Below are 24,005 nucleotides of genomic sequence, written 5' to 3'. Positions count from 1 at the left end.
GGGCCCCGGGAAAGGGGCGCGGGGAACTGCGCGACCAGTCACAACCGGCCCGCAGCCCGCGTACGACGCGAAGGGGCGGACGCTTACGCCCCCCACCCCGCCTGCTCCCCGCCGACGCGCTCGGCGACGATCTTCTCCGCCCACCCGGACGCCCGGTACGCGGCTGTGGGGTCGGAGTCCAGCCCCATCTCCTCGCGCACCTCGCGCAGCAGCGGACGTACGTCCGTGTTGTAGGCGTCCATGATCACCGCATTGGCCGCCAGCACGTCCCCGTCCCGCTGCGCGGCGCTCAGCGCGTCCTTGTCGACGAGCAGCGCCTTCGCCGTCGCCTCCTGCACGTTCATCACCGAGCGGATGATCGCCGGGATCTTGGCCTCGATGTTGTGGCACTGGTCGAGCATGAACGCGACCTCGGGCGTGAACCCCCCGCCCCGGATGACCTCGTACATGATCCGGAACAGCTGGAAGGGGTCCGCCGCGCCCACCATCAGGTCGTCGTCGGCGTAGAACCGCGAGTTGAAGTCGAACGCGCCGAGCTTCCCCTCGCGCAGCAGCGTGGCCACGATGAACTCGATGTTGGTGCCGGGCGCGTGGTGCCCCGTGTCGACCACGACCTGCGCCTTCGGGCCCAGCTTGAGGCAGTGCGCGTAGGCCGTTCCCCAGTCCGGCACGTCGGTCGCGTAGAAGGCCGGCTCGAAGAACTTGTACTCAAGGAGCATCCGCTGGTCCTCGCCGAGCCGTTCGTACACCGCGGCCAGGGCCTCGGCCAGCCGGTCCTGCCGGTCGCGGAGGTCGTCCTGCCCGGGATAGTTCGTTCCGTCCGCGAACCACAGCTTCAGGTCCCGCGAGCCCGTCGCGTCCATGATGTCGACGCACTCCAGCAGGTGGCCGACCGCCTTGCGCCGCACCGCCGCGTCCGGGTGGCAGACGCTGCCCAGCTTGTAGTCGTCGTCCTGGAAGGTGTTGGAGTTGATCGCGCCCAGCTTCACGCCGCGTTCCTCGGCGTGCTTGGCCAGGGCGGCGTAGTCCTCCACCTTGTCCCAGGGGATGTGCAGCGCCACGGTCGGCGCGACGCCGGTGAACGCGTGCACCTGGGCGGCGTCGTCCAGCTTCTCCTGCGGTGTGCGCGGAACACCGGGCTGCGCGAACACCTTGAAGCGGGTCCCCGAGTTCCCGTACGCCCATGACGGCGTCTCGACTGCCTGGGTCTTGAGTGCGGTCTTCACCGCGGCGAGCTCGGTCACTTCGGGGCTCCTGTGACGTCGGGTCGTAAGACGGGGCGAACACGTTCTGTGTGAAACGATTCAAGACGGGAAGCTATGAGCCTCCCGAAGGGGTGTCAAGCCCTGGGGCCCAAGCTGTTGCTCGTGACCCCGCTGTGACCTTAGTGCTTCGAAAGTTTTTCGATACGAACCCATTGACGTGACATGGGGCGCATGTCTAACGTCCCGGCAACCAAGTTGAAACCTTTCACGACGCCGTGAGGCCCGCCTGACGGGCGTCGTCGAGGAGCCCCCATGACCCACCCGTCCGACACGGGTCCGGCCCCCGTGCTGTCGCTCGAGGACGTTTCCAAGTCCTTCGGCGCGGTCCGCGCTCTGCGGGACGTCTCCCTGGAGCTGTTCCCCGGCGAGGTGCACGCCCTCGCCGGTGAGAACGGCGCGGGCAAGTCGACCCTCATCAAGACTCTCGCGGGAGTGCACCGACCTGATGCCGGTCGGGTGCTGCTCGACGGTGAGCCCGTCGTCTTCCACGGTCCCGGCGACGCCCGGGACGCCGGCATCGCCGTGATCTACCAGGAGCCCACGCTCTTCCCCGACCTGTCGATCGCCGAGAACATCTTCATGGGCCGGCAGCCCAGGCGCGCGGCGGGCCGGATCGACCACAGGGCCACCCACGCGGCCACCGCCGCCCTGATGCTGCGCCTCGGTGTCGAACTCGACCCCGACCGCCCGGCCCGCGGCCTGTCGATCGCCGACCAGCAGATCGTCGAGATCGCCAAGGCCCTCTCCTTCGACGCCCGCGTCCTGATCATGGACGAGCCCACCGCCGCCCTCACCGGCAGCGAGGTGGCCCGCCTCTTCGGCGTCGTCCGCACCCTGCGCGACCAGGGCGCCGCCGTCCTGTTCATCTCCCACCGGCTCGAGGAGATCTTCCAGATCTGCCGGCGCGTAACGACCCTGCGCGACGGTGCCTGGATCGCCAGCGAGGAACTGGACGGCATGACCGAGGACGACCTCGTCCGCCGCATGGTGGGCCGCGACCTCGACGACCTCTACCCCAAGCAGGACGTCGAGCCCGGCGCGGTCGCGCTGAGCGTCCGGCGGCTGACCCGCGAGGGCGTCTTCACCGACGTGTCCTTCGACGTGCGGCACGGCGAGATCGTCGGACTCGCCGGACTCGTCGGCGCCGGCCGCACCGAGGTGGCCCGGGCCGTCTTCGGCATCGACCGCTGGGACGCTGGCGAGGTGGAGGTCGAGGGCCGCGGCCTGACCAACGGCGCCCCGTCCACCGCGATGGCCGCCGGGCTCGCCCTCGTCCCCGAGGACCGCCGCGCCCAGGGCCTGGTGATGGACATGTCCATCGAGCGCAACATCGGGCTGACCGGCCTGCGGACGACCGTGCGGGCCGGCCTCGTCGACCGCGGCGCGGAACGCAGCCGCGCCCTCGACTGGGCGATGAAGCTCCAGGTCAAGTACGCCCGCATCGCCGACACCGTCAACACGCTGTCCGGCGGCAACCAGCAGAAGGTCGTCCTCGCCAAGTGGCTGGCGACCGGCCCGAAGGTGCTGATCGTGGACGAGCCCACCCGTGGCATCGACGTCGGCACCAAGGCCGAAGTGCACCGCCTTCTCAGCGAGTTGGCCGCCGAAGGTGTCGCCGTACTGATGATCTCCTCCGACCTGCCCGAAATTCTCGGCATGGCCGACCGGGTGCTCGTGATGCACGAGGGGCGCCTGACCGCCGAACTCCCGCGCTCCGTGGCCACCGAGGAGACCGTGATGGCCGCAGCCACGGGGAGGGCCGCCGCATGACGGTGACCGCACCCAACCCCGCCCCCGCCGCCGAGGTGCCCAAGTCCAGTGGCACCCGGCTGGTGGACCGCGTCTTCAAGATGCGCGAACTCGCCATCCTGGTCGTCTTCCTGGTGATGATCGGCATCACCCAGGCGGGCAACAGCGAGTTCCTGTCCGAACAGGGCATCAAGGACCTGCTGCTCAACGCGACCATCCTGGTGCTGGTCGCCACCGGCCAGTCGCTGGTCGTCATCACCCGCAACGTCGACCTGTCGGTCGGCTCCATCCTCGGCATCACCGCCTTCGCGGCCGGCGACTACCTCCAGAGCGGCGGCAACCCCGTCGTGGCGATCCTGCTGGCGATCCTGCTCGGCATCGGCTGCGGACTGGTCAACGGACTGCTCGTCAGCCTCGGCCAGGTGCCCGCGCTCGTCGTCACCCTCGGCACCCTCTACATCATCCGGGGCATCGACTCCATCTGGGTCGGCTCCCGCCAGATCACCGCGGCGGGCCTCCCCGACGGCTTCATCGACTTCGGCTCCGGCGGCCTCTCGGCGGTGCCGTGGCTGGCGATGATCGCGCTGGTGGTGCTGGTCGCCACCGCGTACTACCTCAAGCACTACGGCAGCGGGCGCGAACTGTACGCGCTCGGCTCCAACCCGGAGGCCGCCCGCCTCGCGGGAATCCCGGTCCGCAAGCGGATCCTGGCCGCGTACACCTTCTGCGGCGCCCTCGCCGGTCTCGCGGGCGCCCTCTACCTGGCCCGGTTCGGCAACGTCGACTCGGGCACCGGCAACGGCTACGAACTCACCGTCGTCAGCGCGGTCGTGGTCGGCGGCGTCGTCTTCACCGGCGGCTCCGGCAGCGTCTACGGCGCCGCCCTCGGCGCCCTGCTCCTGACCTCCATCAACAGCGTGCTGCCCGCCCTCGGCGTCAGCTCCGTCTGGGTGCTCGCCATCAACGGCATCCTGCTCATCCTCGCCATCGCGGTCGACCGGATCGTCGCGCTGCGCGTGGCCTCCGCCCTGAAGAAGAGGAACGCCCGCCATGGCTGACTCCGCTCTCGCGCGCGCCGTCCGCTGGTCCGGCTTGAAAAGGTGGGATTCCGCCGTCGGCGCCCTCCTCCTCGTCGTCCTGCTGCTGTCCTTCGGGTTCGTGGACGGCTTCGGCAACGCCCTCAACCTGTCCTTCCTCATCGGCAACACCCTGCCGATCGCCATGATCGCCCTGCCGATGACCCTGCTCGTGGTGGCCGGCGAGATCGACCTGTCGGTCGCCTCCACGGCCGGCCTTTCGGGGGCGGTCATGGGCGCCCTGTGGAACCAGGGCATGACGATCGAGACGATCATCCCGATCTGCCTGCTCCTCGGGGTGGTGTGCGGGCTGGTCAACGGCCTGCTGGTGACCCGGCTCGGACTGCCGTCCCTCGCCGTCACCATCGGCACGCTCGCCGCCTACCGGGGCATCGCCCAGATCATCCTCGGCTCGGACGCGGTCACCGACTTCCCCACCCAGTACCTGGACTTCGCGGCCGGCCGCGTCGGGGACACCTTCGTCCCCCAGGCGTTCCTGCCCTTCCTCGTCCTGCTCACGATCGCCGTGGTCGTCCTGCACCTCACCCCGTTCGGGCGCTCGGCGTTCGCGATCGGCGCCAGTGAGGAGGCCGCGCGGTTCGCCGGGATCCGGGTCAAGCGGCAGAAGCTGATCCTGTTCGTCGCCACCGGCTTCATGGCCTCCCTGACCGGCGTCTTCTGGGCGCTGCACTACGCCAGCGCCCGCTACGACAACGCCACCGGACTCGAACTCTCCGTCGTCGCGGCCGTCCTGCTCGGCGGCATCGACTTCGACGGCGGCAAGGGCACGCTGGGCGGCGCGATCGCGGGAGTCTTCCTCCTCGGCGCGCTGCAGAACGTGATGAGCCTCCAGGATGTCTCCGCCCAGTCGCAGATCGTCGTCACCGGCGTTCTGCTCGTCCTCTCCGTGCTCGGCCCCCGGGTGGCACGGCAGGTCGCCATCGCGAGGGCGGGGCGCAGAGCCGCCTCGGCGCCGGTCTCGAAAGCGCCCGCCCCGACCTCGTAACCGCTCCGCTCATCTTCGTAAAGGAATCCTCGCCATGCGCAAGTCATCCGTTCGCCGTGCCTGTGCGGCCCTCGTGGCCGTCACCTCCTTCGCCCTGGCCGCCACGGCCTGCGGCGGCACCACCAAGAACGACGTCAAGGACGACAGCGGCTCGGCCGCCACGGCCGGCAAGGCGGACCCGAACGCGGCCCTCAAGAAGGGCCTGACCGTCGGCTTCCTGCCCAAGGCGGTCAACAACCCGTACTTCACCTCCGCCGACAAGGGCGGCGAGAAGGCCCTGACGGAGCTGGGTTCGACGTACAAGGAGGTCGGCACCAGCAACGCCACGGACACCTCGGGCCAGGTGAGCTACGTCAACACGCTCACCCAGCAGCAGGTCGACGCGATGGCCGTCTCCGCGCAGGACCCGGGCGCCCTGTGCACCGCGCTCAAGCAGGCCATGACGAACAAGATCAAGGTCGTCACCTACGACTCCGACACCAAGCCCGAGTGCCGCAACGCCTTCGTCTCGCAGGCCAGCGCGGAGGACCTGGGCCGTACCGAGGTGCAGCTGCTCGCCGAACAGATCGGCTACAAGGGCGAGATCGCGATCCTGTCCGCCGCGCAGACCGCGACGAACCAGAACACCTGGATCGACTTCATGAAGGACGAGCTGACCGACCCCAAGTACAAGGACATGAAGCTGGTCAAGGTCGCCTACGGCAACGACGACGCCCAGCAGTCCTTCCAGCAGACCCAGGGCCTGCTCCAGGAGCACCCGAACCTGAAGGGGATCATCTCCCCGACCACCGTCGGCATCAAGGCCGCCGCCCAGTACCTGTCGGGCTCCAAGTACAAGGGCAAGGTCAAGTTGACCGGCCTCGGCACCCCCAACGACATGCGCAAGTACGTCAAGAACGGCACCGTCGAGGGCTTCGAGCTGTGGGACCCGGCGAAGCTCGGCGAGCTGGCCGCGCGTACGGCCGTGGCGATGGCCTCCGGGCAGATCACCGGCAAGGAGGGCGAGACCTTCAAGGCCGGTGCCATGGGTTCGTACACCATCGGCAAGGACGGTGTGATCAGCCTCGGCAAGCCGACCGTCTTCAACGCCAAGAACATCGACCAGTTCAACTTCTAGTGCCGCGGCAGGCAACGTTTGCCCGTCAAGGAGCGGCGTCCGGTGCGTGCTCTCGGTGTGCCGGCCGGAAGTCCTCGTACTGGATGTACTGGGGCTTTCGGCCGGTGCGGCGAGAGTGCGTGCTGGGCGTCGCGACGGGGCGAACGTTGCCTGTTGGGGCACTAGTCACCACGTCATTCCGGAGGAGCGGTACTTCATGCAGCGCGTCTGTTTCCTGCTCAAGGTCCGCCAGAGCCGGCTCGCCGAGTACCGCGAACGCCATGCCGCCGTGTGGCCCGAGATGCTCGCAGCGCTCTCGGCCACCGGCTGGCACAACTACTCCCTCTTCCTGCGCGACGACGGCCTGCTCGTCGGCTATCTGGAGACCGAGGACTTCCAGGCCGCCCTGGCCGGCATGGAGGCCACCGAGGTCAACGCCCGCTGGCAGGCCGACATGGCCCCCTTCTTCGAGTCCCTCGACGGCACCCGCCCCGACGAGGCGATGAAACCGCTCACCGAGGTCTTCCACCTCGCCTGACGTACGGCCCCTCCCCGGGGCCGGCCCCCCTCGGCCCGAACCACCTCGCCCGATCCGCCTCGCCCGACAATGGAGTCCCCGAGATGAGACGACGCACGCTGCTGGCCGCCACCCTCGTCGGTGCCGTGGGCGCCCCCGCCCTCGCCGCCGGCACCGCACGGGCGGCCGACCCCGGCCCGTCCGTCACCCAGACCGGCAGCACGCGACTCGACGCCCAGGCCGTCTTCTTCGTCTCCTACGACGGCCTGGTCAACAACAACGCGTTCCAGAAGAACGGGCTGCTGACCTACAAGGGCTACCAGTACGCCGTCTGGTACACCGCCGACAAGAACGCCGTCGTCGGCCGCCGGGCGCTCGGTGGAAGCAGCTGGTCCACCGTCCAGGTGGGCCACACCCTGAAGTCGAGCGACTCCCACAACGTCATCTCCATGGGTGTGTCGAAGACCGACGGCCGGCTGCACCTCAACATGGACTCCCACAGCGACGGCTTCACCTACGTCAAGTCGGTCGCCGGCCTCCTCGACAACCCCGCCGGACTGAGCTGGACCGCGAGCCGTTTCGGCGCCCCGCAGTCCACCCTGGACGGCCTGGCGCTCACCTCGCAGTTCACCTACCCCCAGTTCGTCTCCACGCCCGAGGGGAAGCTCCAGCTCAGCTACCGCGTCGGCATCTCCGGGAACGGACGCAACGCCCTCGCCGAGTACGACGGCACCTCGTGGACGAACCTCGGCGAGTGGAGCAGCTCCACCGGCACCTACGCCGGCTCGCACGGCTCCAGCACGGCCCGCAACATGTACCTGCACGGCATCGACTACGACAGGAACGGCCGGCTGCACTCCTTCTTCACCTGGCGCGAGCAGAACGGCGCCGTGATGTGCAACAGCGGCGGCATCACCAACCACGACACCGGCTACGTCTACTCCGACGACCGCGGCCGCACCTGGCGCAACAACGCCGGCACCGCGGTCGGCACCACCGGCGGGTCGGACAGGGTCGCGGTCACCGACGGCGGACTCGTGGTGGACGCGCTCAACCCCGACCACTCGCTGATGAACCAGGAGAGCCAGTTCACCGACTCCGCCGGCCTCCCGCACGCGATCATCAGTTACGTGCCCGGCCGGTTCGGCCAGTGCACCACGAACTACGTCACCGACCGCACCGCGAACGGCCGCGCCTTCCACCTGCGCAAGACCTCCGCGGGCAGCTGGCAGAAGACCGAGATACCGATCGCGCTCGGTTCCAGCCAGCGCACCAAGCTGGTCCTGGACAGGTACGACAACGCCTACGCGGTTCTGCCGTTCGGCCGTATCGCGGGCGCCTCGAAGTCCTCGGGACACACGGACTGGAAGCTGCTGTACGACGGCAGTGGCCTGAACGCCTTCGGTGAGGTCGTGATCGACGAGACGCGGATCGCCCAGGACGGCGTGCTGTCCGTGATGTACCAGGAGAAGTCCAGCGGGACGACTCCCTCCGCCCTGCACGTCGTCGACTTCAGGCTGCCCGCGTGAGGGGGGCCGGAGCGGGACGGCATGCCGGTAGTGTGAACGCCTGCCTGCCCCCCTCACCAGCCTCGGAGGTTTCTGCCTGATGGCTCAGTCGGTGGGTATCAAGGACGTCGCCCGCGTCGCCGGAGTCTCCGTCGGCACGGTCTCGAACGTGATCAACCGTCCGGACGCGGTCGCCACCGAGACCCGGGCGCGGGTGCTGTCCGCGATAGACCGCCTCGGCTACGTCCGCAGCGAGTCCGCGCGCCAACTGCGCGCGGGCCGCAGCCGGATCATGGGGCTGCTCGTCCTCGACATGGGCAACCCCTTCTTCGTGGACGTGGCGCGCGGTGCCGAGCGGGCCGCGCGCGACGCGGGCCTCGGTGTGATGGTCTGCAACAGCGCGCAGAGCCCGGGCGAGGAGGCCGAGTACCTGTCGCTCTTCGCCGAGCAGCGGGTCCGCGGTGTGCTGCTCACCCCCGCCGACGCCACCGGCCGCAACATCGAGTCGTTCCGGCGCCACAACATCCCCTTCGTCCTCGTCGACCGGGTCGCCGAGGGCACCACCGAGTGCTCGGTGTCCGTCGACGACGTGGCGGGCGGCGCCCTCGCCGTACGGCATCTGATCGATGCCGGGCACCGCTCGATCGCGTACGTCAGCGGACCGCCCGGCTTCAACCAGGTGCGCGACCGGCGTACCGGCGCCCTGAACGCGCTCGCCGAGGCCGGCCTCGGCCCCGACGCCCTGCGCGAACTGCCCACCGAGCGGCTCGACGTGGCCGCCGGCCGGGACGCCGGAGCCCGGCTGCTGGGCCTCGCCGCCCGTCCGACCGCCGTGTTCTGCGCCAACGACCTGCTCGCCCTCGGCGTCCTGCAGGCCATGTACGCGGCCGGGATCAAGGTTCCCGACGACCTCGCGATCGTGGGCTACGACGACATCGAGTTCGCGGCCGCCGCGGCCGTCCCCCTCACCTCGGTCCGGCAGCCCGCCGTCACCATGGGCGCCCTGGCCGCGGAACTCCTGCTGGAGGAGACGGAGACGGAGGCGGAGAGCGGGCCGCGCGCGCACGAGCACCGCCGGGTGGTGCTCCAGCCCGAACTCGTGGTGCGCCGTTCCAGCCTGTCGGCGCGCTGACCGCAGGTTCAGTAAGATTTCATGATCCCGGGGGTCGGCCACCGGACGAACATGTGCTGAACTGGGCTGCGGCCAGCAATCCGTCCGTCCCAGGAGCCCTGTTGAGTCTCACCTATCGCCAGCCCGGCGTCGTCCTCACCGACCGCCGCTTCACCGTCCCCCTCGACCACGACGACCCGGCGGGCGAGACGATCGAGCTCTACGGCCGTGAGGTCGTCGCGAGCGACAAGGCACGCCAGGGCCGCGGCCCGGACCTCCCGTGGCTGGTGTACCTCCAGGGCGGCCCCGGCTTCGGCGCCAACCGCTTCGTCGGCAGGCAGTCCTGGCTCGACCGCGCCCTCGACGAGTACCGCGTCCTGCTCCTGGACCAGCGCGGCACCGGTCACTCCACGCCCGCCAACCGGCAGACCCTCCCGCTGCGCGGCGGCCCCGCCGAACAGGCCGACTACCTGGCCCACTTCCGCGCCGACGCGATCGTCCGGGACTGCGAGACGATCCGCGCCCAGGTCACCGGCGGTGCGCCCTGGACCGTCCTCGGCCAGAGCTTCGGCGGCTTCTGCACGGTGCACTACCTGTCCGCCGCCCCGGAGGGCCTCGCCGCCGCCGTCGTCACCGGCGGCCTGCCCTCGCTCGACGCGCATGCCGACGACGTCTACCGGGCCGCCTTCCCGCGCATCGAACGCAAGGTCGCCGCGCACTACGCGCGGTACCCGCAGGACGTCGAACGCGCGCGGCGGATCGCCGAGCACCTGCTGCACCACGAGCCGGTGCTGCCGAACGGCTACCGCCTCACCGCCGAGGCCTTCCAGTCCCTGGGCATCCTCCTGGGCGGCGGCGAGGGCAGCCACCGCCTGCACCACCTGCTGGAACACGCCTTCGTCCGCACCCCGGGGGGATCCGCGCTGTCCGACGCGTTCCAGGAAGAGGTCCAGGGCCTCCTGTCGTACGCGGGCCACCCGCTGTACGCCCTCGTGCACGAGGCGGTCTACGGCCAGGACGAGCGTCCCACCGCCTGGTCGGCCGAACGCGTCCGCGCCGAGTTCCCGCAGTTCGACGCGGCCAAGGCCCTCGCGGGCGACGGACCGCTGCTGTTCACCGGCGAGTCGGTCCACCCGTGGATGTTCGACTGCGATCCGGCCCTGCGCCCGCTGCGGGAGACCGCGGAGCTGCTCGCCGCCCGCACCGACTGGCGGCCCCTCTACGACCGCGAGCGCCTGGCCGCCAACGAGGTGCCGGTCGCGGCGGCCGTCTACCACGACGACATGTACGTCGACGCCGGGCACTCCCTGGAGACCGCCCGAGCGGTCCGCGGTCTGCGCACCTGGGTGACGGACGAGTTCGAACACGACGGCGTACGGGCCGGCGGCCCCCGTGTCCTCGACCGGCTGCTGGCCCTGACCCGCGACGAGGCCTGAGACCGCCCCCCGGCCGGCCCCGCGACCCGGGCCGACATGCCCTGCCCCCTTTCCCGGCATATGGTTCATTTCGTCTATATGCCGGTGCAGGAGACAGGGGACGTCACCGATGAACCAGCCGTCACCCCACCCGACGGGACGCGCGGGCCGGCCCCGGGTCGTCGCCGCGGCACTGGCCATGGCCGCCGTGGCGGGCTCGCTGGCGCTGGTGTCGTGCAGCACGGACGACGGCGGCGGCGGCACGCCGACCACCACGCGGCCGTCCGCTCCCGACACGGCCTCCTTCTCCGGTTCGCCGCCCACGCCCCTGAAGTCGCTGGCGTCCTCGGCCGTCGCGTCGGCGCGTGCCTCGGCCTCGGCGGCCGCCTCCTCCGCCTCGGCCGCCGCGTCCTCCTTCGAGGCATCGGTGTCGGCCGAGGCGGCCCGCGCCAACAAGGCGGCCGAGACCGAGCTCAAGAAGGTCGACGGGCAGGGCAACGCGATGTCCGAGGTCGCCATGACCGGCAAACCGCGGTCCGGGACCGGCGGACTGCTCGCGGTTCTCGTCACCATCACCAACAAGACCGACAAGACGGCGTCGTACGCCGTGCAGGTCGACTTCCTCGACTCGTCCGGCAAGGTGGTGGAGACCCGGTACGTCGGCGCCGAGGACCTCGCGCCCGGCGACCAGGCCCAGCCGCTCGCCATCAGCCGCAAGCCCGCCGAGCCGGTGCTGACCCCGAAACTGGCCAAGGCACAGCGGTACTGACCTCCGGGACCGGGCCGCCCCACCCCGGTCCCGGAGGCGAACGCGCGCACGCGGCGGCGGGATCTCCGCCGCGTGCAGGTCAGTAGGCTGAGCGTCATGCGAGACGACACGACCGACCGGACCGCTCTGCGCGGCGACTGCGAGCAGTGCTTCGGCCTGTGCTGTGTCGCCCTGCCCTTCGCCGCCTCGGCCGACTTCGCGATCGGCAAACCGGCCGGCACGCCCTGCCGGAACCTCCAGGGCGACCACCGGTGCGGCATCCACACGAAGCTGCGGCAGAAGGGCTTCGGCGGTTGCACGGTCTACGACTGCTTCGGTGCCGGACAGAAGGTCTCGCAGGTCACCTTCGGCGGGCAGGACTGGCGCACGGGCCCGCCCGGACAGGTCCGCCGCATGTCCGAGGTGTTCCCGGCCGTCCGCCATCTGCACGAGCTGCTCTGGTACCTCACCGAGGCGCTCACCCTGTCCGCGGCCCGCCCGGTCCACGCCGATCTGCGGCGGGCCCTGGAGAAGACGGAGCGGCTCACCCGCGGAACCCCGGAGGAACTGGTCGCGCTGGACATCGGCGCACACCGGCAGGAGGTCAACGAGCTGCTGCTGAGGACCAGCGAGCTGGCCCGGGCCGGAACGCGCGGCCGCCGCAAGGACCGCCGGGGCGCCGATCTGATGGGAGCCCGGCTCGAAGGCGCCGACCTGCGCGGTGCGAGCCTGCGCGGCGCCTACCTCATCGCCGCCGATCTGCGGGGCGCGGACCTGCGGGGAGCGGACCTGATCGGCGCCGACCTGCGCGACGCCGACCTCACGGACGCCGACCTGACCGGCGCCCTCTTCCTGACCCAGCCTCAGGTGAACGCGGCCCGGGGCGGCGCCGGCACCCGGCTGCCCGAGTCAGTCACCCGCCCCGCGCACTGGACACCGTAGCTCCGGGGCGGGCAGCTCGGCCCCGGGCACCGGGACCGTGGCCGCGGGCCTGCGCTCCAGGTGCAGCCGCAGTCCCTCGGGCATCAGCGTGAGCCGCTCGGCCACGCGCAGCCGGTAGCCGGGGTCGGGACGCAGCTCATAGCGGCGCAGCAGCAGACCGAGGACCAGCGTGGCCTCGTGCAGCGCGAACTGGCGCCCGATGCACGCCCGCGCCCCGGTGCCGAACGGCTTGAAGGTGTGCGGGGGCCGGGACCGTACGGCCGCCGGGTCGAACCGGTCCGGGTCGAAACGTTCGGCGTCGGCGCCCCAGACGGCGGGGTCGCGGTGCAGCATCGGCGTGAGGACCAGTGCCCACGCGCCCCGGCGCATCGGGTGGTCCCCGGCCAGTACGGTGTCGTGCCGGGCCTCCCGGGCGAAGGCCGGTGCCGTCGGCCACAGCCGCAGCGACTCGTCGAGGATCCGGCGCAGGTAGCGCAGCCGGGCCACCTGGTCGTAGCCGGGCGCGGGCGTGTCGCCCCAGACCCGATCCACCTCGGCACGGGCGCGGGCCGCGACGTCGGGGTGCCGGGAGAGGTGGTGCAGAGCGAAGGACAGCGCACCCGAGGTGGTCTCGTGGCCGGCCACCAGGAAGGTGATGACCTGACGGCGTACGTTCTCCGGCGACAGCCGCTCCCCGGTCTCCGGGTGGGCCGTCTCCAGCATCCGGTCCAGCAGGTCACCGCCCCGGCCCGCCCCGCCGGCCGCACGGCGGGCTCGCACCAGGTCGTCGACCGTGCGGTCGAGGTGGGCGATGTCGGCCTCGTTGCGGCGGGCGGCCCCGCGCAACAGCAGCGGCGAGGGCACGGTGTTCAGCCGCTGGGCGTAGCCGAGCGTGCCCACCATCGCGGTCACGAAGGGATGCGGCCGGTCGCGTTCGAAGGAGCCGAAGTCGTGCCCGAAGCCGGTCCGCGCGATCGTCTCCAGGGTCAGTTTGGTCATGTCGCCGGGCACGTCCACCGGGCGGCCCGCCGTCAGCGCGCGGTCCCAGTGGCCGGTGAGCCGCTCCGCCACGGCGAGCATCATCGGGTGGTAGCCCTCCATCGCCTCGCGGCTGAAGCCCGGCGCCAGGACGTCGTGCGCCAGTTGCCAGTTGGGCTCGTGGTTGTACGCCGTGAACAGGCCGTCCCCGGCGACCGGCCGGAGGTTGGCGACCCCGAGCCCGACGTGCTTGGCGAAGCGCGCCTCGTCCGCCAGGTCCGCCACGAGATCCGCGCCCCACACGAACACGAACTCCCGGCCGAAGGCCCGGCGCCGGAATATCGGCCCCAGCCTGCGGGCGAACCGGAGGGAGTCCTGCAGGGGAGTGCGCCGGCTCGCGCCCAGCACGTCGCCGAGCAGCGGCACCCGGTACGGCGGACGCGGGATGCGGTGCAGTTCGGGCCAGCCCTGTTCCGCGCCGCGGAACCCGCTCGGCAGTCCGGCTCCGGTCGTCGTCTCCGCCATGACGCGATCTCCCTTGATCCGGCGACTGACCAGGCGACTCGTCCGGCGACCGATCCGGCGGTACGTCGCGCGCAGCGCGTGTTGTACGTGGGTTCAATAGCGTGTCCAGTCTCGTCCCCTTGTTGAACCGGCGTCAAGTAAGGTGCGGGGATGGCCGCGAACGAGGGCGGGCGCACGCGCCGCCGGCTCAGCACCGAGGAGCGCAGGGAGCAGCTTCTGACGGTCGGGGCGCGGCTGTTCTCGGAGAGCCCCTACGACGAGGTCCGGATCGAACGGGTCGCCGAGATCGCCGGAGTCTCGCGGGGGCTGCTCTACCACTACTTCCCGACCAAGCGGGACTTCTTCGCGGCCGTGGTCGAGCGCGAGAGCGAGCGGATGCTGCGCATGACGGCGGCGGTGCCCGGCGTCCCGGTGCGCGAACAGCTCGCCGCGGGGCTCGACACGTATCTGGAGTACGTCCAGGAGCACGCCCACGGGTACCGCGCCTTCCATCGTGCGGACGCGGCGGGGGACCAGGCCGTGCGCAGGGTCTATCAGCGGGCGCTGGCCGCGCAGGAGCGGCAGATCCTGGCGGCCCTCGGCGCCGACCCCGAGTTCGGCCCGGCCTTCGAGGGACGGGCCGACGTACGGCTGGCCGTGCGGGGCTGGCTGGCCTTCACCACCGCGGTCTGCCTGGAGTGGCTCCGGGGCGGAGGCCCGGACCGGGAGCAGGTGCGCGACCTGTGCGCGCGGGCGCTGCTGGGTGTCATCGCGGGCTGAGCACCACCACACCGGTTCGCCTCTGCCGGTTGGCGTGGACGCCGATCTTCGATAGGTTAGGCAAGCCTTACCTAATGGAGGACCGGAATGGGTGACAGTCAAGTCTGGACGGCCGCGCCTGCCGCGGCGGAACAGGTCCGCTCCGTGCTCGGCGCCGCGTGGTCCTGCGCGGTGACGGCGGACGGCGGGCGTGAGGAGTTCGTCGGCGCGCACAGTGTCGACGAGGACGGCCGGGTGTCCCTGCACGTGCCCGAGGACAGCGCCCTGCTCGCGGCCGCGATCTGCGCACCCCGCGGCGAGCCGTCCGCCGTCCTGGAGTTCGCCGACGTCGCGCCCGTCCCCGTACGCGACCGGGTCCGCGCCCGCGTCTGGCTCGCCGGCTGGTTCACCGCCGAGGACGGCCACCTGACGTTCCGGGCCACCCGCGTCGTGCTGCGCCGGCCGTCCGGCGCCGTGGTCGTCGGCGTCGAGGAGTACACCGCCGCGCGGCCCGACCCGCTGGCCCTGGCCGAGGCCCACCTGCTGACCCATCTCGCCGACTGCCACGGCGACGCCGTCGAACGCCTCACGCGTCTCGTCGACTCCGACAGCCTGCACGGCGCGGTGCGCGTCCAGCCCCTCGCCGTCGACCGCCACGGACTGACCCTGCGGATCGAGCGGGCCCGCACGCACGGCGACGTACGGCTGCCGTTCCACACGCCCGCCGACGACGTCTCGCAGCTCACCGAACGGATGCACGTCCTGCTCGCCCAGGCCGGTACGGCCTCCTGCCCGCGCCCCCTACAGCGGCAGCGCACAGACCGCGACCGGTGACGCGAACGGCTCGCCCGCGAGCCGCAGTCCGCCACTCGACCCGTCCACGTGGAACACGCTCACGGTGCCGGACTTCTGGTTCGCCGCGAACAGCAGCCGACCGTCCGGCGAGAAGGCGATCTGCCGCGGGAAGTCACCGGCCACCGGAACCGTGTCCAGCAGCCTGAGCCGGGCGCCGTCGGCCTCCACCGCGTACCGCGTCAGCGTGTTGTCGCCCCGGTTGGCGAGGTAGGCGTACGAGCCGTCCGAGGTCACCAGGAACTGCGCCGGGTAACTGGTGCCCGGCCCCGTTCCCGTGGACCGCGGCGCGCCGATGGACAGACGGCCGGTGGCCGGGTCGTAGGCGCAGACCGCGACCGTGTCGTCGACCTCGTTGGCCAGATAGGCGTACCGGCCGCCGGGATGGAAGGTGAGGTGGCGCGGACCGGCGCCCGGCCGGGTGTGCGCCCGGGAGGTCTCGGTCAGCGTGCCCTCGCGTTCGTCGAGGCGGTAGGTGTACACGGTGTCGGTGCCCAGATCGACGGCCAGCAGATGACCGCCGTCGGGACTCGTGACGAACTGGTGGGCGTGCGGGCCCTGTTGGCCCGGCCCGGGCGGCGGGCTGGAATGCGTGACCAGGTCGGTCCGCTCGCCGAGCGCGCCCGAGGCGTCGATGGGATGCACGGCCACGCTGCCGGAGCCGTAGTCGGCGCTGAGCAGCCAGCGCCCGCCCGGATGCACGGACACGTGACAGGGGCCCGAGCCGCCGGTGCCGCGGGTGCCGAGGATCGCGCGGTCGGCCAGCCGGACGGCGGTCACGGCGCCGGCCTCGCGCTCGTTCACCGCGTACAGCGTCCGGCCGCTGGGATGCCGTGCCAGAAACGACGGGTTCTCGATACCCGGGAGCGTTCCGTTCCCGGTGATCCGACCCGTCTCGGAGTCGTAGCCGGCGAAGCCGACGCCCTTGCCGCCGCCCTCGACCGAGGTGTAGGTCCCGAGGAGGAGCGGGCGCGTGCGGGCCGGCTTCCCCGTCGGTGGCGGCGGTGCGGCGGAGGTCTCGGCGCCCGCGGGGGTACGGCCGGATGCGGAACCGGGCGTGCCGGCGTCGGTACGGCCGGGCGCGGAACCGGGCGGCGCGGGCGCCGGCAGTGCCGTCACGGCGGCGGCTCCCGCGACGGCGCCGAGGAAACGGCGCCTGCTCCATACGCCGCGCGACGCCCGTGCCTCACTGCCCATGTCCCGCACGCGAATGCCCACCTGCCCCGTCCGTCGCCTGCTCGCGAACAGCCACCTTGACGCGGACGACCCGCGTCATGCAAGAAAGCCCCTCCCTGTTGCGCGGCACGCAACGATTGCCGGCGCCGGCAACCGTTGCGCGCCGCGAGGTCCGCCGACCGCGTCGGCGACGGTCCGCCGACCGCGCCGACACCGTCTGCAGCGTGCACCGTCGACGCCGACGGGCCCTGCCGCCGACGCCTGCCGCGCCGACGTCGCTGGTCTGCGGCTGCGCCGACGCCGACGGGCCGCGCGGCCGACGCCGGCCGCGCCGCCGCTGGTCTGCGGCTGCGCCGGCGCCGTATGGCGGGCGTGCCGCCGGGGTCTGCCGGTCGCGCTGCTGCCGCTGGCGCCCGGGCGTGCCGACGACGTCAGTGTGCGCCGAGGTGTGTCGGGTGGCCGCGTTGGCGACGTGTGACGAACGAGTCGAGACGTGTGCCGCCGCCAACAGGCGCCGCCGCTGGTTTCCAGCCGCGTCGGCGCCGTGCTGCGGGCGTGCCGCCGGTGTGTCGGGTGGCCGCGTTGGCGACGTGTGACGAACGAGTCGAGACGTGTGCCGCCGCCAACAGGCGCCGCCGCTGGTTTCCAGCCGCGTCGGCGCCGTGCTGCGGGCGTGCCGCCGGGGTCTGCCGGTCGCGCTGCTGCCGCTGGCGCCCGGGCGTGCTGCCGACAGCTGTCGTGCGCGCCGTCCGGCGGGCCGCCCGCGTCGCCGACCCCTGCCGACCGCGTCGGCGGCTGTCGGCCGCGTCTGCTGGCCCCCGTCGGGCGTCGTGTTCCGGGGCTACCAGTCGCCGTCCTCGATCGGCTTGCCCGGGGTGTCCTTCAGGGGTTTCACCTGGTGCGGTGTGGGCTCCTGCCAGGGATCGTGGTCGTCGCCGAGCCAGTCGCCCACCGGCTGTACGGCCCCGAGTGCGTCGGTGGGGGCGAGGTCCTCGGAGTCCTGGTCGTAGTAGTCGTACCAGGGCAGTCCGGCGCGCGTGTAGGCCGCGCGGTCCACCGGGGACGGCGGGGGAGCCTCCCCGGTGATGCGGCGCCACTCCGGGGGCGTCACCAGATGCACGAAGACCCGCCCGGCCGGTTTCCGGGCCCAGTCCCGCACGGACCGGTCGTCCCGGTACACCTCCTGGCGCATCGAACCGCCGACGCCGAGCCCCATCGCCGCGGCGGCCCGCGGCCGGGCGGCGCCGGCAGCCGCGGCGGGAGCCGGTGCCGCGCCGGGGGCGGGCGGTGCCGCCATGGGCATCGCGGCGCCGTAGGCCCCGGCCGTCTTCACCGAGCGGACGACCTGCTCCGCCCGGCGCCGCTCCTCCTCCCGCCAGCGGGCGAGCTCCGCGTCCTTCAGCGGGAACGACTGCAGCTGTACGCCGCCCCACACCTCCTCGCCCGTGACCTGTCCCTCGACGGTCGCGCCCAGTCCCAGAGGCACCGCCACGAACTGGCGGACGGTGCCCTTCCCCGAGTTGATGCCGTCCAGCCACGGCTGGCGCGGCAGTACGACGTAGTTCTGCGGCTCGCGGGACAGCCGGTCGCTCCACGGCCGCCCCGAGACCGCGCACACCTTGCCCACCCCGACCTGCAGCGCGGCCGGCTCCGTGGTGCCGGCGAAGCTCAGCCACATCGCCTCGCGCAGGTACACCGGCAGCATCACGCCGCCGCGCGCCCGCCAGGCCTCCGGCACGGTGTCGGGGTAGTCCGCGACACGGCGGACGGGGAACTCGCCGAGGCCGGGCGGCAACGCGTGCGTGCCCGTCTCGGGCAGGCGCAGTGTGCGCACGAACCGGACGGCCACACCGCCCGGCAGCCGCAGTGTGTTCCCGTCGATCCGCACGGTGGTGTCGGCCATCCGCCCGCCCCTCGTCGCTCCCGATGACTTCGTCACCTAGAACGACCGGCGGCCGTCCCCCGGTTCCGGCGCAACCGCTCCGGAACCCGCACGCTCTCGCGCAGCCGGGTGAGCCGGGGCCTCCGCCGGCGCTGCTCCTGGCTGACCCGGTCCAGTTCCTCGAAGAGCCGACGGGAGCGGTGCTCGGTGTCGAGCTCGTCGATGATGCGGTTGACCTCCGTCAGCAGAGCGCCGTGCAGTTGCCAGTGCCGGGTGTCGCGCTGTACCTCGTCGAGGAGGAGCTGGGCCAGTTTGTCGCGGGAGGTCGCGGCCTGCCGCAACTCGGCGCTGAGCCGTTCCTCCGCCGACTCCGCACTGTGGCTGACGTCCGTGGTGACCAGCACCGAGAAGCTCACCACCGCGTCGGCGATCTCGGACAGCAGCCGTTCCACGGCCGTACCCGTCCCCGGCGGGAACAGCGGCTGGGAATGACGCTCCTTCGCGAGGTCGGTGAAGGTGCGGGCGAGGACCCGCAGAACGACCGTGCAGATCTCCAGCGTGTCCAGACCGGTGCGCAGCACCACCCGGTGGAGCAGTCCCTCGCGGACCCGGGGATTGAGCCGCAGGCTGTCCTCCGCCTGCCGCAGGTCGGCGTCCACCTGCACGATGTCGTGGTCCAGCCGGCGTGCCTCATGCAGCTGGGCCGCCGCCTGCTCGACGGGCGTACGGCCCGCGGCCTGCTCGCCCAGGCGCAGCATCAGCTGCCGCACGCGCCGGGCCAGCTCCTCGATCGACTCGCCCGCCTCGTCCACCCACACCGGTGGGGCGAGCAGCAGGTTGCAGCCCATTCCGACGACCGCGCCGATCAGCGTCTCCAGGATGCGCGCCCACGCGGTGTCCCCGACGGTGGTGACCCCGAGCACCAGCATCGCGCTGATCGCCACTTCGGGCACGTACTCGTCGACCCGCACCAGATGCCCGACGCCCAGCGACGCCACGATCAGCAGCGCGAGGCTCCACCAGGTCAGTCCCACCAGCATGCTGAAGGCGATGGCGACCAGGACCCCGGCCACCACGGCGTTCACCCGGCGGATGCCGTTGGTGAGGGTGGCGTACAGGGTGACCTGGACGACCAGCAGCGCGGTCAGCGGCGCGGTGAGCGGCGCCGCCTCGGGACTCAGTCGCAGGGCGACGACGTACGCGAGTGACGCCGCGACCGCCGACCGCAGCGTCTGCACGACCACGGGGTCCCGGTGCCGCTTCACCAGCCGCACAGGCGACGCCGTCAACTCACGTACATCTCGCATCCTTGCGCTGACCCCTTCCACAGATGTACCGACGCTACTCATCGCGGACCGAAACTGTCCGCGACGCACCAGGACCCGTACCCGTCCGACCGCGAACATCCCGGACCGGCAGGTGAGGGAAACGCGACCAGGTCAGGGCCGACGCTCACGTACCCCCGGCCCAGGCTGTCGCGCGGGAAGGCACCCTGCATCTCGTCGATCTCCGCTCGGTCGGATCACCGGCCCGCTCGTGGCTGGAAAGGGGCCGGCCGACCGCAGCACCGGCACCGACTGTCCGGACGGTCCCTACGACATCGCCCTCGGTCCACCTTCACCGGGTGGAGGCGGCAGGGCTGCGAGACCGTTGACGGGTGACCGGCGACCTTCGTGAGGTTGCCGCAGGGGAGGCACGGCGCCGGCGGCTCGGACGTCAGACATAGAGCCTGTCGAGGAAGGCGGCCAGGTTGCCCGTGGTGCGGGCGATCTGTTCCTCCAGCGTGAGGCTCTCCTCGAAGCGGCTCCCGCTCTCCGGGACCTTCCTGCCCCGGACGTAGAGGGAGCAGGCCAGGTCGGTACACATGTACAGGCCGACCGAGTTGCCTTCGCGGCCCGCGGTTCCCGCCTTGCGGGCCGTCATCAGGGAGACGCCCCCGCCCGGATGCGTCGTCAGGCACAGCGAGCACATGCTTCGGTGCAGAAAGCCACGTGTGGCGGGCGGGAAGCGCAGTGTGACGCCGACGGGCCGGCCCTCCCGCTCGGTGACCAGATAGCTCCGGTCGGGCGCCCCCGGGTCGCGCCAGCCGAGGAAGTCGAGGTCGTCCCAGGGGCGTTCGTCGAGATTCCGGGGCACGGCGAGACGCTTGGCCTCTCCCTTCGAGCAGTTGACGAAGGAGTCACGGATGCGCTGCTCGGTGAGTGCTTTCATGGGGGAGGTCTCCTGGGTCGGTGGTCTCTGGAGCCCTGACTACTGCGGGCCCAACACAACCTAGGGTTACTAGGTTTACACCTAGGCTAGGCAGCCATATGCGGGGGAGCCAGTGAATTTCCGGGATGCCGTTTCGGCGCGGGCGCGTGCGGCGCTGCGCCATGTCGCCGCCTTCTCCGCGGGGCCGGCGGTCGACCAGGACCTGCGCATCACCATGAACCTGCACCCGGACCGACCGGCCGGTGACATGCCCCTCCTGGAGGGCGCGTTCCGTACGCTGTCGTCCCGAGCGTCGGCCCGACACCGGCCGACCGGCGGCCGGCATCGCCCACGCGGCGGCGTCATGGCGTCGCGGTGGTGACTCGCCGGCTCGGGACGGGCCGGGCGTCACGTCGAGGGCGTGCCGGGACCGGCCGGTCGAGGGAGGGGTGGGGGAGCTGTGGTGGATTCCTGGGAGCGGGCGCGGGGGGCTCTGGTCGCGGCGGGACTTCCGCCCGGCCGTCTCGTGGGCCTGCGCGCGATGACCGGCGGCACCTACAACACCGTCGAGGAACTCCTCCTCACCGACGGCGGTCGCTATGTGCTGAAGGTGCCGCCCGCGGAGACCGTCCCGGGCCTGCGGCACGAGCGGCGCCTTCTCGTCTCCGAAGCGGAGTTCTATCGGGCCGCCGAGCGGGCCGGCGTCACGGCGCCGAAGGTCGTGGGCAGCGGTGAACGCCACCTGTTGATGACCGCCTGCCCCGGTGATCCCTGGGACGACTCGCTCACGCCCGCCGAACGGGCTTCTCTGCGCGAGGAGTTGGGTCGTCAGGTGGCCCGCCTGCACCGCGTGACCGGGACGGGCTTCGGTTACCCGTCCGGGGCCCTCGGCCCGCCGGCCGCCGACTGGCGCACCGCGTTCACCGCCATGACCGACGCGGTCCTCGACGACGCCCGCCGCTACCGGGCCCGGCTGCCCCGCCCCGCCGACGAGGTGGCCCGCACACTGGGCACCGCCCACCACGTCCTCGACGAGATCACGGTCCCGCGCCTGGTCCACTTCGACCTGTGGCGGGGCAACATCCTGGTCGACCACTCGGCAGGGGTGCCGCGCGTCGGCGGGCTCATCGACGGGGAGCGCATGTTCTGGGGCGATCCGGTGGCCGACTTCGTGTCCCTCGCCCTGCTCGGCGACATCGAGAAGGACGAGGCGTTTCTGGCCGGCTACCGGGAAGCGGGCGGCCGGGCCGCGTTCGACGCCTCCGGCAGGCTCCGCCTCGCCCTCTACCGCAGCTACCTCTACCTGATCATGCTCACGGAGTCGGTGCCGCGGGAGATCGGCGCGGAGCAGAACCGGTGGCTCCAGGACACCGTGGCCCCGGAACTCGACGCCGCGCTGCGCGAGATCGAGGAGTCCGCCACCGTATGAGAGGTGTCTCCGGGGCGCATGTGGCCCGCGGTGCCGCGCACGGCTTCGTTCAGATCGTGAATTAAGGGGTGGACGAAACTCGCGCCCGGCGCCCCCGCAGGGGTATCTTGCAGGTCGGCGCGGTTCGGAGAAGGAGCCACATGGCGGGGCGGAACGGGCGCACGGTACGCGACCTCAGGCGGGCCAACCGCACGGCCGTACTACAACGGCTCTACTTCGACGGACCCCTCAGCCGCTTCGAGCTCGGCCCGGTGACCGGGCTCAGCTCCGGTTCCGTGAGCAACGTCGTCGCCGATCTCGTCGCCGACGGCCTGGTCGAGGAGGCCGGCAGTGTCGACTCCGACGGCGGCCGCCCCCGCACCCTGCTGCGCGCGGCACCCGACAGCGGTTACATGATCGGCGTCGACGTCGGCGAGACCCGGGTGCGGATCGAGCTGTTCGACCTGGCCCTGACCGAACTCGCCCGGGTGCAGCACCCGTTGGCGCGACAGCGGTACGAGGTCGAGGGCATCGTCGGTCACATCCGCGACGGCATCGCCGAGGTGCTCGCCGCCGCCCGCATCGCCCCCGAGCGGCTCCTCGGTGTCGGCATCGGCGTGCCCGGCATCGTCGAACGCACCCCGGACCGGGGCGCCGTCGTGCACGGGCAGACGATCGGCTGGGACGCGGTCCCGCTGGAAGAGCTGCTCCGCGCCGGATCCCAACTCCCGGACGCCGTCCCCTACTTCATCGACAACGGGGCCAAGACCCTCGGCCAGGCCGAGATGTGGTTCGGCGGTGGCCGCGGCGCCCGCAACGCGGTCGTCGTCCTCTTCGGTTCCGGTGTCGGTGCCTGCCTGGTGACGCCCGAGGTGGAGCACGGCCGGGCCGTCGAGTGGGGTCATCTGACGGTACGGGTCAGGGGGCGCCGCTGCCGCTGCGGAGCCCTCGGCTGCCTCGAGGCGTACGCGGGCGCCGAGTCGCTGCTCGAACGCTGGCGTGAGGAGGGCGGGCACCCGGTGGAGGGCGTCGACGAGGAGACCGCGCTGACCGCCATGCTGGCCGCCGCCTACCCGCCCGAGGGCACCGCGGCCGACCCGGTGGCGCTCGCCGTCCTGGAGGAGACCGCCGAGTACCTGGGGGCCGGCCTGTCCGACCTGATCAACCTCTTCCAGCCGGAGCGCATCCTCATCGGCGGCTGGGCCGGCCTCCAGCTGGGCGCGCGGTTCCTGCCCGCCGTACGCCGGCACGCGGTGTCGTACGCCCTGCGCCACCCGGCCGAGAAGGTCACCGTCGAGATGGGCCTGCTCGGCCCCGACGCGGTCACCGTCGGCGCCGCGATCCTGCCGCTGGCCGACTTCTTCGCCCGCGGCGGCAGGCGCGCCGAGCCCGAGCCGCAGGGGCCCCTCCCGGCCTGGCGCGCGGCCCTGGAGGAGCGGGCACCGCACTGAGGTTTCGCTGGTCGTCGCGGGGTACTCGCCTGTCGCCCAGCCGCGGTGAAGGGAGTACGTCGTGGCCGAACACCGCCACGAAGGACCAGGTGAGAACGGCAGCCCCATTCCGCGGGACCTGCCGGACCAGCAGGCGCACGCGGGGGAGGACCCCTGGGAGGTGGTGCCCTCGCGCGAACGCGGCGACACCGACGACGTGAACGAACCGGAAGGATCGGGCGAGCCGGGCCGGTCGGACGACGCGCGGGCTTCCGAGGTGCCGGACACCGACGTGCCGGACACCGACGTACCGGACACCGACGAGGCGGGCACGGGCCGACAGGGCGCCCCGAAGTCGGCGTCCGTACACCCGGAGCACCCCGTGCCCGACGAGTCCTCCGCCTGACCGCGAAC

The 24,005-nt window shown here is 72.0% G+C and carries 22 protein-coding genes; 16 read left to right on the top strand and 6 right to left on the bottom strand.

Annotated elements, in window-relative coordinates:
* Positions 1-83: 83 nt before the first annotated feature.
* Positions 84-1,244, bottom strand: a complete 1,161-nt coding sequence (gene rhaI, locus OG985_RS09300) for an L-rhamnose isomerase (RefSeq protein ID WP_371667787.1) — start codon at positions 1,242-1,244, stop codon at positions 84-86.
* A gap of 273 nt (positions 1,245-1,517) precedes the next feature.
* Between rhaI and OG985_RS09295 the strand changes: the two genes are divergently transcribed.
* The 10 genes from OG985_RS09295 to OG985_RS09250 all read left to right on the top strand — a co-directional run bounded on the left by OG985_RS09295 (position 1,518) and on the right by OG985_RS09250 (position 12,433).
* Positions 1,518-3,035, top strand: a complete 1,518-nt coding sequence (locus OG985_RS09295) for a sugar ABC transporter ATP-binding protein (protein WP_371667786.1) — start codon at positions 1,518-1,520, stop codon at positions 3,033-3,035.
* Entirely contained in the window at positions 3,032-4,072 is a 1,041-nt protein-coding gene (locus OG985_RS09290) for an ABC transporter permease (RefSeq protein WP_371667785.1), read from the top strand. Before OG985_RS09295 ends, OG985_RS09290 begins: the two co-directional genes overlap by 4 nt.
* Positions 4,065-5,096 (top strand): ABC transporter permease, encoded by a 1,032-nt coding sequence (locus tag OG985_RS09285; protein ID WP_371667784.1) that lies wholly within the window; start codon positions 4,065-4,067, stop codon positions 5,094-5,096. The genes OG985_RS09290 and OG985_RS09285 overlap by 8 nt, the downstream gene beginning before the upstream one ends.
* 34 nt (positions 5,097-5,130) lie before the next feature.
* Positions 5,131-6,213: a rhamnose ABC transporter substrate-binding protein gene (gene rhaS / locus OG985_RS09280; protein WP_371667783.1), complete on the top strand. Its 1,083-nt coding sequence runs from the start codon at positions 5,131-5,133 to the stop codon at positions 6,211-6,213.
* A 196-nt stretch (positions 6,214-6,409) separates the two neighbouring features.
* Positions 6,410-6,730, top strand: coding sequence for an L-rhamnose mutarotase (locus OG985_RS09275; protein ID WP_371667782.1), 321 nt, complete (start codon positions 6,410-6,412; stop codon positions 6,728-6,730).
* A gap of 83 nt (positions 6,731-6,813) precedes the next feature.
* Positions 6,814-8,238 carry a BNR repeat-containing protein gene (locus OG985_RS09270; protein WP_371667781.1) on the top strand — a complete coding sequence of 475 codons (1,425 nt, stop codon included), beginning with the start codon at positions 6,814-6,816 and terminating at the stop codon, positions 8,236-8,238.
* A 79-nt stretch (positions 8,239-8,317) separates the two neighbouring features.
* Complete coding sequence (locus tag OG985_RS09265; protein WP_371667780.1) at positions 8,318-9,349, top strand: LacI family DNA-binding transcriptional regulator; 1,032 nt, start codon at positions 8,318-8,320, stop codon at positions 9,347-9,349.
* 101 nt (positions 9,350-9,450) lie between these two features.
* Positions 9,451-10,764, top strand: coding sequence for an alpha/beta fold hydrolase (locus OG985_RS09260; protein ID WP_371667779.1), 1,314 nt, complete (start codon positions 9,451-9,453; stop codon positions 10,762-10,764).
* A 109-nt stretch (positions 10,765-10,873) separates the two neighbouring features.
* Complete coding sequence (locus tag OG985_RS09255; protein ID WP_371667778.1) at positions 10,874-11,512, top strand: FxLYD domain-containing protein; 639 nt, start codon at positions 10,874-10,876, stop codon at positions 11,510-11,512.
* A gap of 96 nt (positions 11,513-11,608) precedes the next feature.
* A complete protein-coding gene (locus OG985_RS09250) occupies positions 11,609-12,433 on the top strand; it encodes a pentapeptide repeat-containing protein (protein WP_371667777.1) in 825 nt (274 codons plus the stop codon).
* Here OG985_RS09250 and OG985_RS09245 read toward each other — a convergent pair.
* The gene (locus OG985_RS09245; RefSeq protein WP_371667776.1) at positions 12,401-13,915 is read right to left on the bottom strand and encodes a cytochrome P450; all 1,515 of its coding nucleotides are present in this window, start codon (positions 13,913-13,915) and stop codon (positions 12,401-12,403) included. The two genes, OG985_RS09250 and OG985_RS09245, sit on opposite strands and share 33 nt — an antisense overlap.
* 150 nt (positions 13,916-14,065) lie before the next feature.
* Between OG985_RS09245 and OG985_RS09240 the strand changes: the two genes are divergently transcribed.
* Both OG985_RS09240 and OG985_RS09235 read left to right on the top strand, forming a co-directional pair.
* Positions 14,066-14,674: a TetR/AcrR family transcriptional regulator gene (locus OG985_RS09240; RefSeq protein ID WP_371667775.1), complete on the top strand. Its 609-nt coding sequence runs from the start codon at positions 14,066-14,068 to the stop codon at positions 14,672-14,674.
* An 87-nt stretch (positions 14,675-14,761) separates the two neighbouring features.
* Entirely contained in the window at positions 14,762-15,487 is a 726-nt protein-coding gene (locus OG985_RS09235) for a DUF2470 domain-containing protein (RefSeq protein WP_371667774.1), read from the top strand.
* Here the strand turns inward: OG985_RS09235 and OG985_RS09230 are convergent.
* The 4 genes from OG985_RS09230 to OG985_RS09215 form a co-directional block, all read right to left on the bottom strand.
* The gene (locus OG985_RS09230) at positions 15,455-16,702 is read right to left on the bottom strand and encodes a lactonase family protein (RefSeq protein ID WP_371674313.1); all 1,248 of its coding nucleotides are present in this window, start codon (positions 16,700-16,702) and stop codon (positions 15,455-15,457) included. The genes OG985_RS09235 and OG985_RS09230 overlap by 33 nt on opposite strands.
* An 820-nt stretch (positions 16,703-17,522) precedes the next feature.
* Positions 17,523-18,584, bottom strand: coding sequence for a hypothetical protein (locus OG985_RS09225; RefSeq protein WP_371667773.1), 1,062 nt, complete (start codon positions 18,582-18,584; stop codon positions 17,523-17,525).
* 32 nt (positions 18,585-18,616) lie between these two features.
* Positions 18,617-19,870: an aromatic acid exporter family protein gene (locus OG985_RS09220; RefSeq protein WP_371667772.1), complete on the bottom strand. Its 1,254-nt coding sequence runs from the start codon at positions 19,868-19,870 to the stop codon at positions 18,617-18,619.
* A gap of 409 nt (positions 19,871-20,279) precedes the next feature.
* Entirely contained in the window at positions 20,280-20,774 is a 495-nt protein-coding gene (locus OG985_RS09215) for an FBP domain-containing protein (protein WP_371667771.1), read from the bottom strand.
* A 112-nt stretch (positions 20,775-20,886) separates the two neighbouring features.
* Here OG985_RS09215 and OG985_RS09210 point away from each other — a divergent pair, with 112 nt between their 5' ends.
* The 4 genes from OG985_RS09210 (at position 20,887) to OG985_RS09195 (ending at position 23,997) form a co-directional block, all read left to right on the top strand.
* The gene (locus OG985_RS09210) at positions 20,887-21,135 is read left to right on the top strand and encodes a hypothetical protein (RefSeq protein ID WP_371667770.1); all 249 of its coding nucleotides are present in this window, start codon (positions 20,887-20,889) and stop codon (positions 21,133-21,135) included.
* 78 nt (positions 21,136-21,213) lie between these two features.
* Complete coding sequence (locus OG985_RS09205; protein ID WP_371667769.1) at positions 21,214-22,182, top strand: phosphotransferase family protein; 969 nt, start codon at positions 21,214-21,216, stop codon at positions 22,180-22,182.
* Between the two features lie 140 nt (positions 22,183-22,322).
* Positions 22,323-23,612: an ROK family protein gene (locus tag OG985_RS09200; RefSeq protein ID WP_371667768.1), complete on the top strand. Its 1,290-nt coding sequence runs from the start codon at positions 22,323-22,325 to the stop codon at positions 23,610-23,612.
* A gap of 61 nt (positions 23,613-23,673) precedes the next feature.
* Positions 23,674-23,997 carry a hypothetical protein gene (locus tag OG985_RS09195; RefSeq protein ID WP_371667767.1) on the top strand — a complete coding sequence of 108 codons (324 nt, stop codon included), beginning with the start codon at positions 23,674-23,676 and terminating at the stop codon, positions 23,995-23,997.
* Positions 23,998-24,005: the final 8 nt, after the last annotated feature.

This window comes from Streptomyces sp. NBC_00289 (genome assembly GCF_041435115.1).
In the GTDB taxonomy this organism is placed as follows: domain Bacteria; phylum Actinomycetota; class Actinomycetes; order Streptomycetales; family Streptomycetaceae; genus Streptomyces.
The sequence above is the reverse complement of the archived record's forward strand: the minus strand, read 5'-3'. Positions and strand labels throughout refer to the sequence as shown.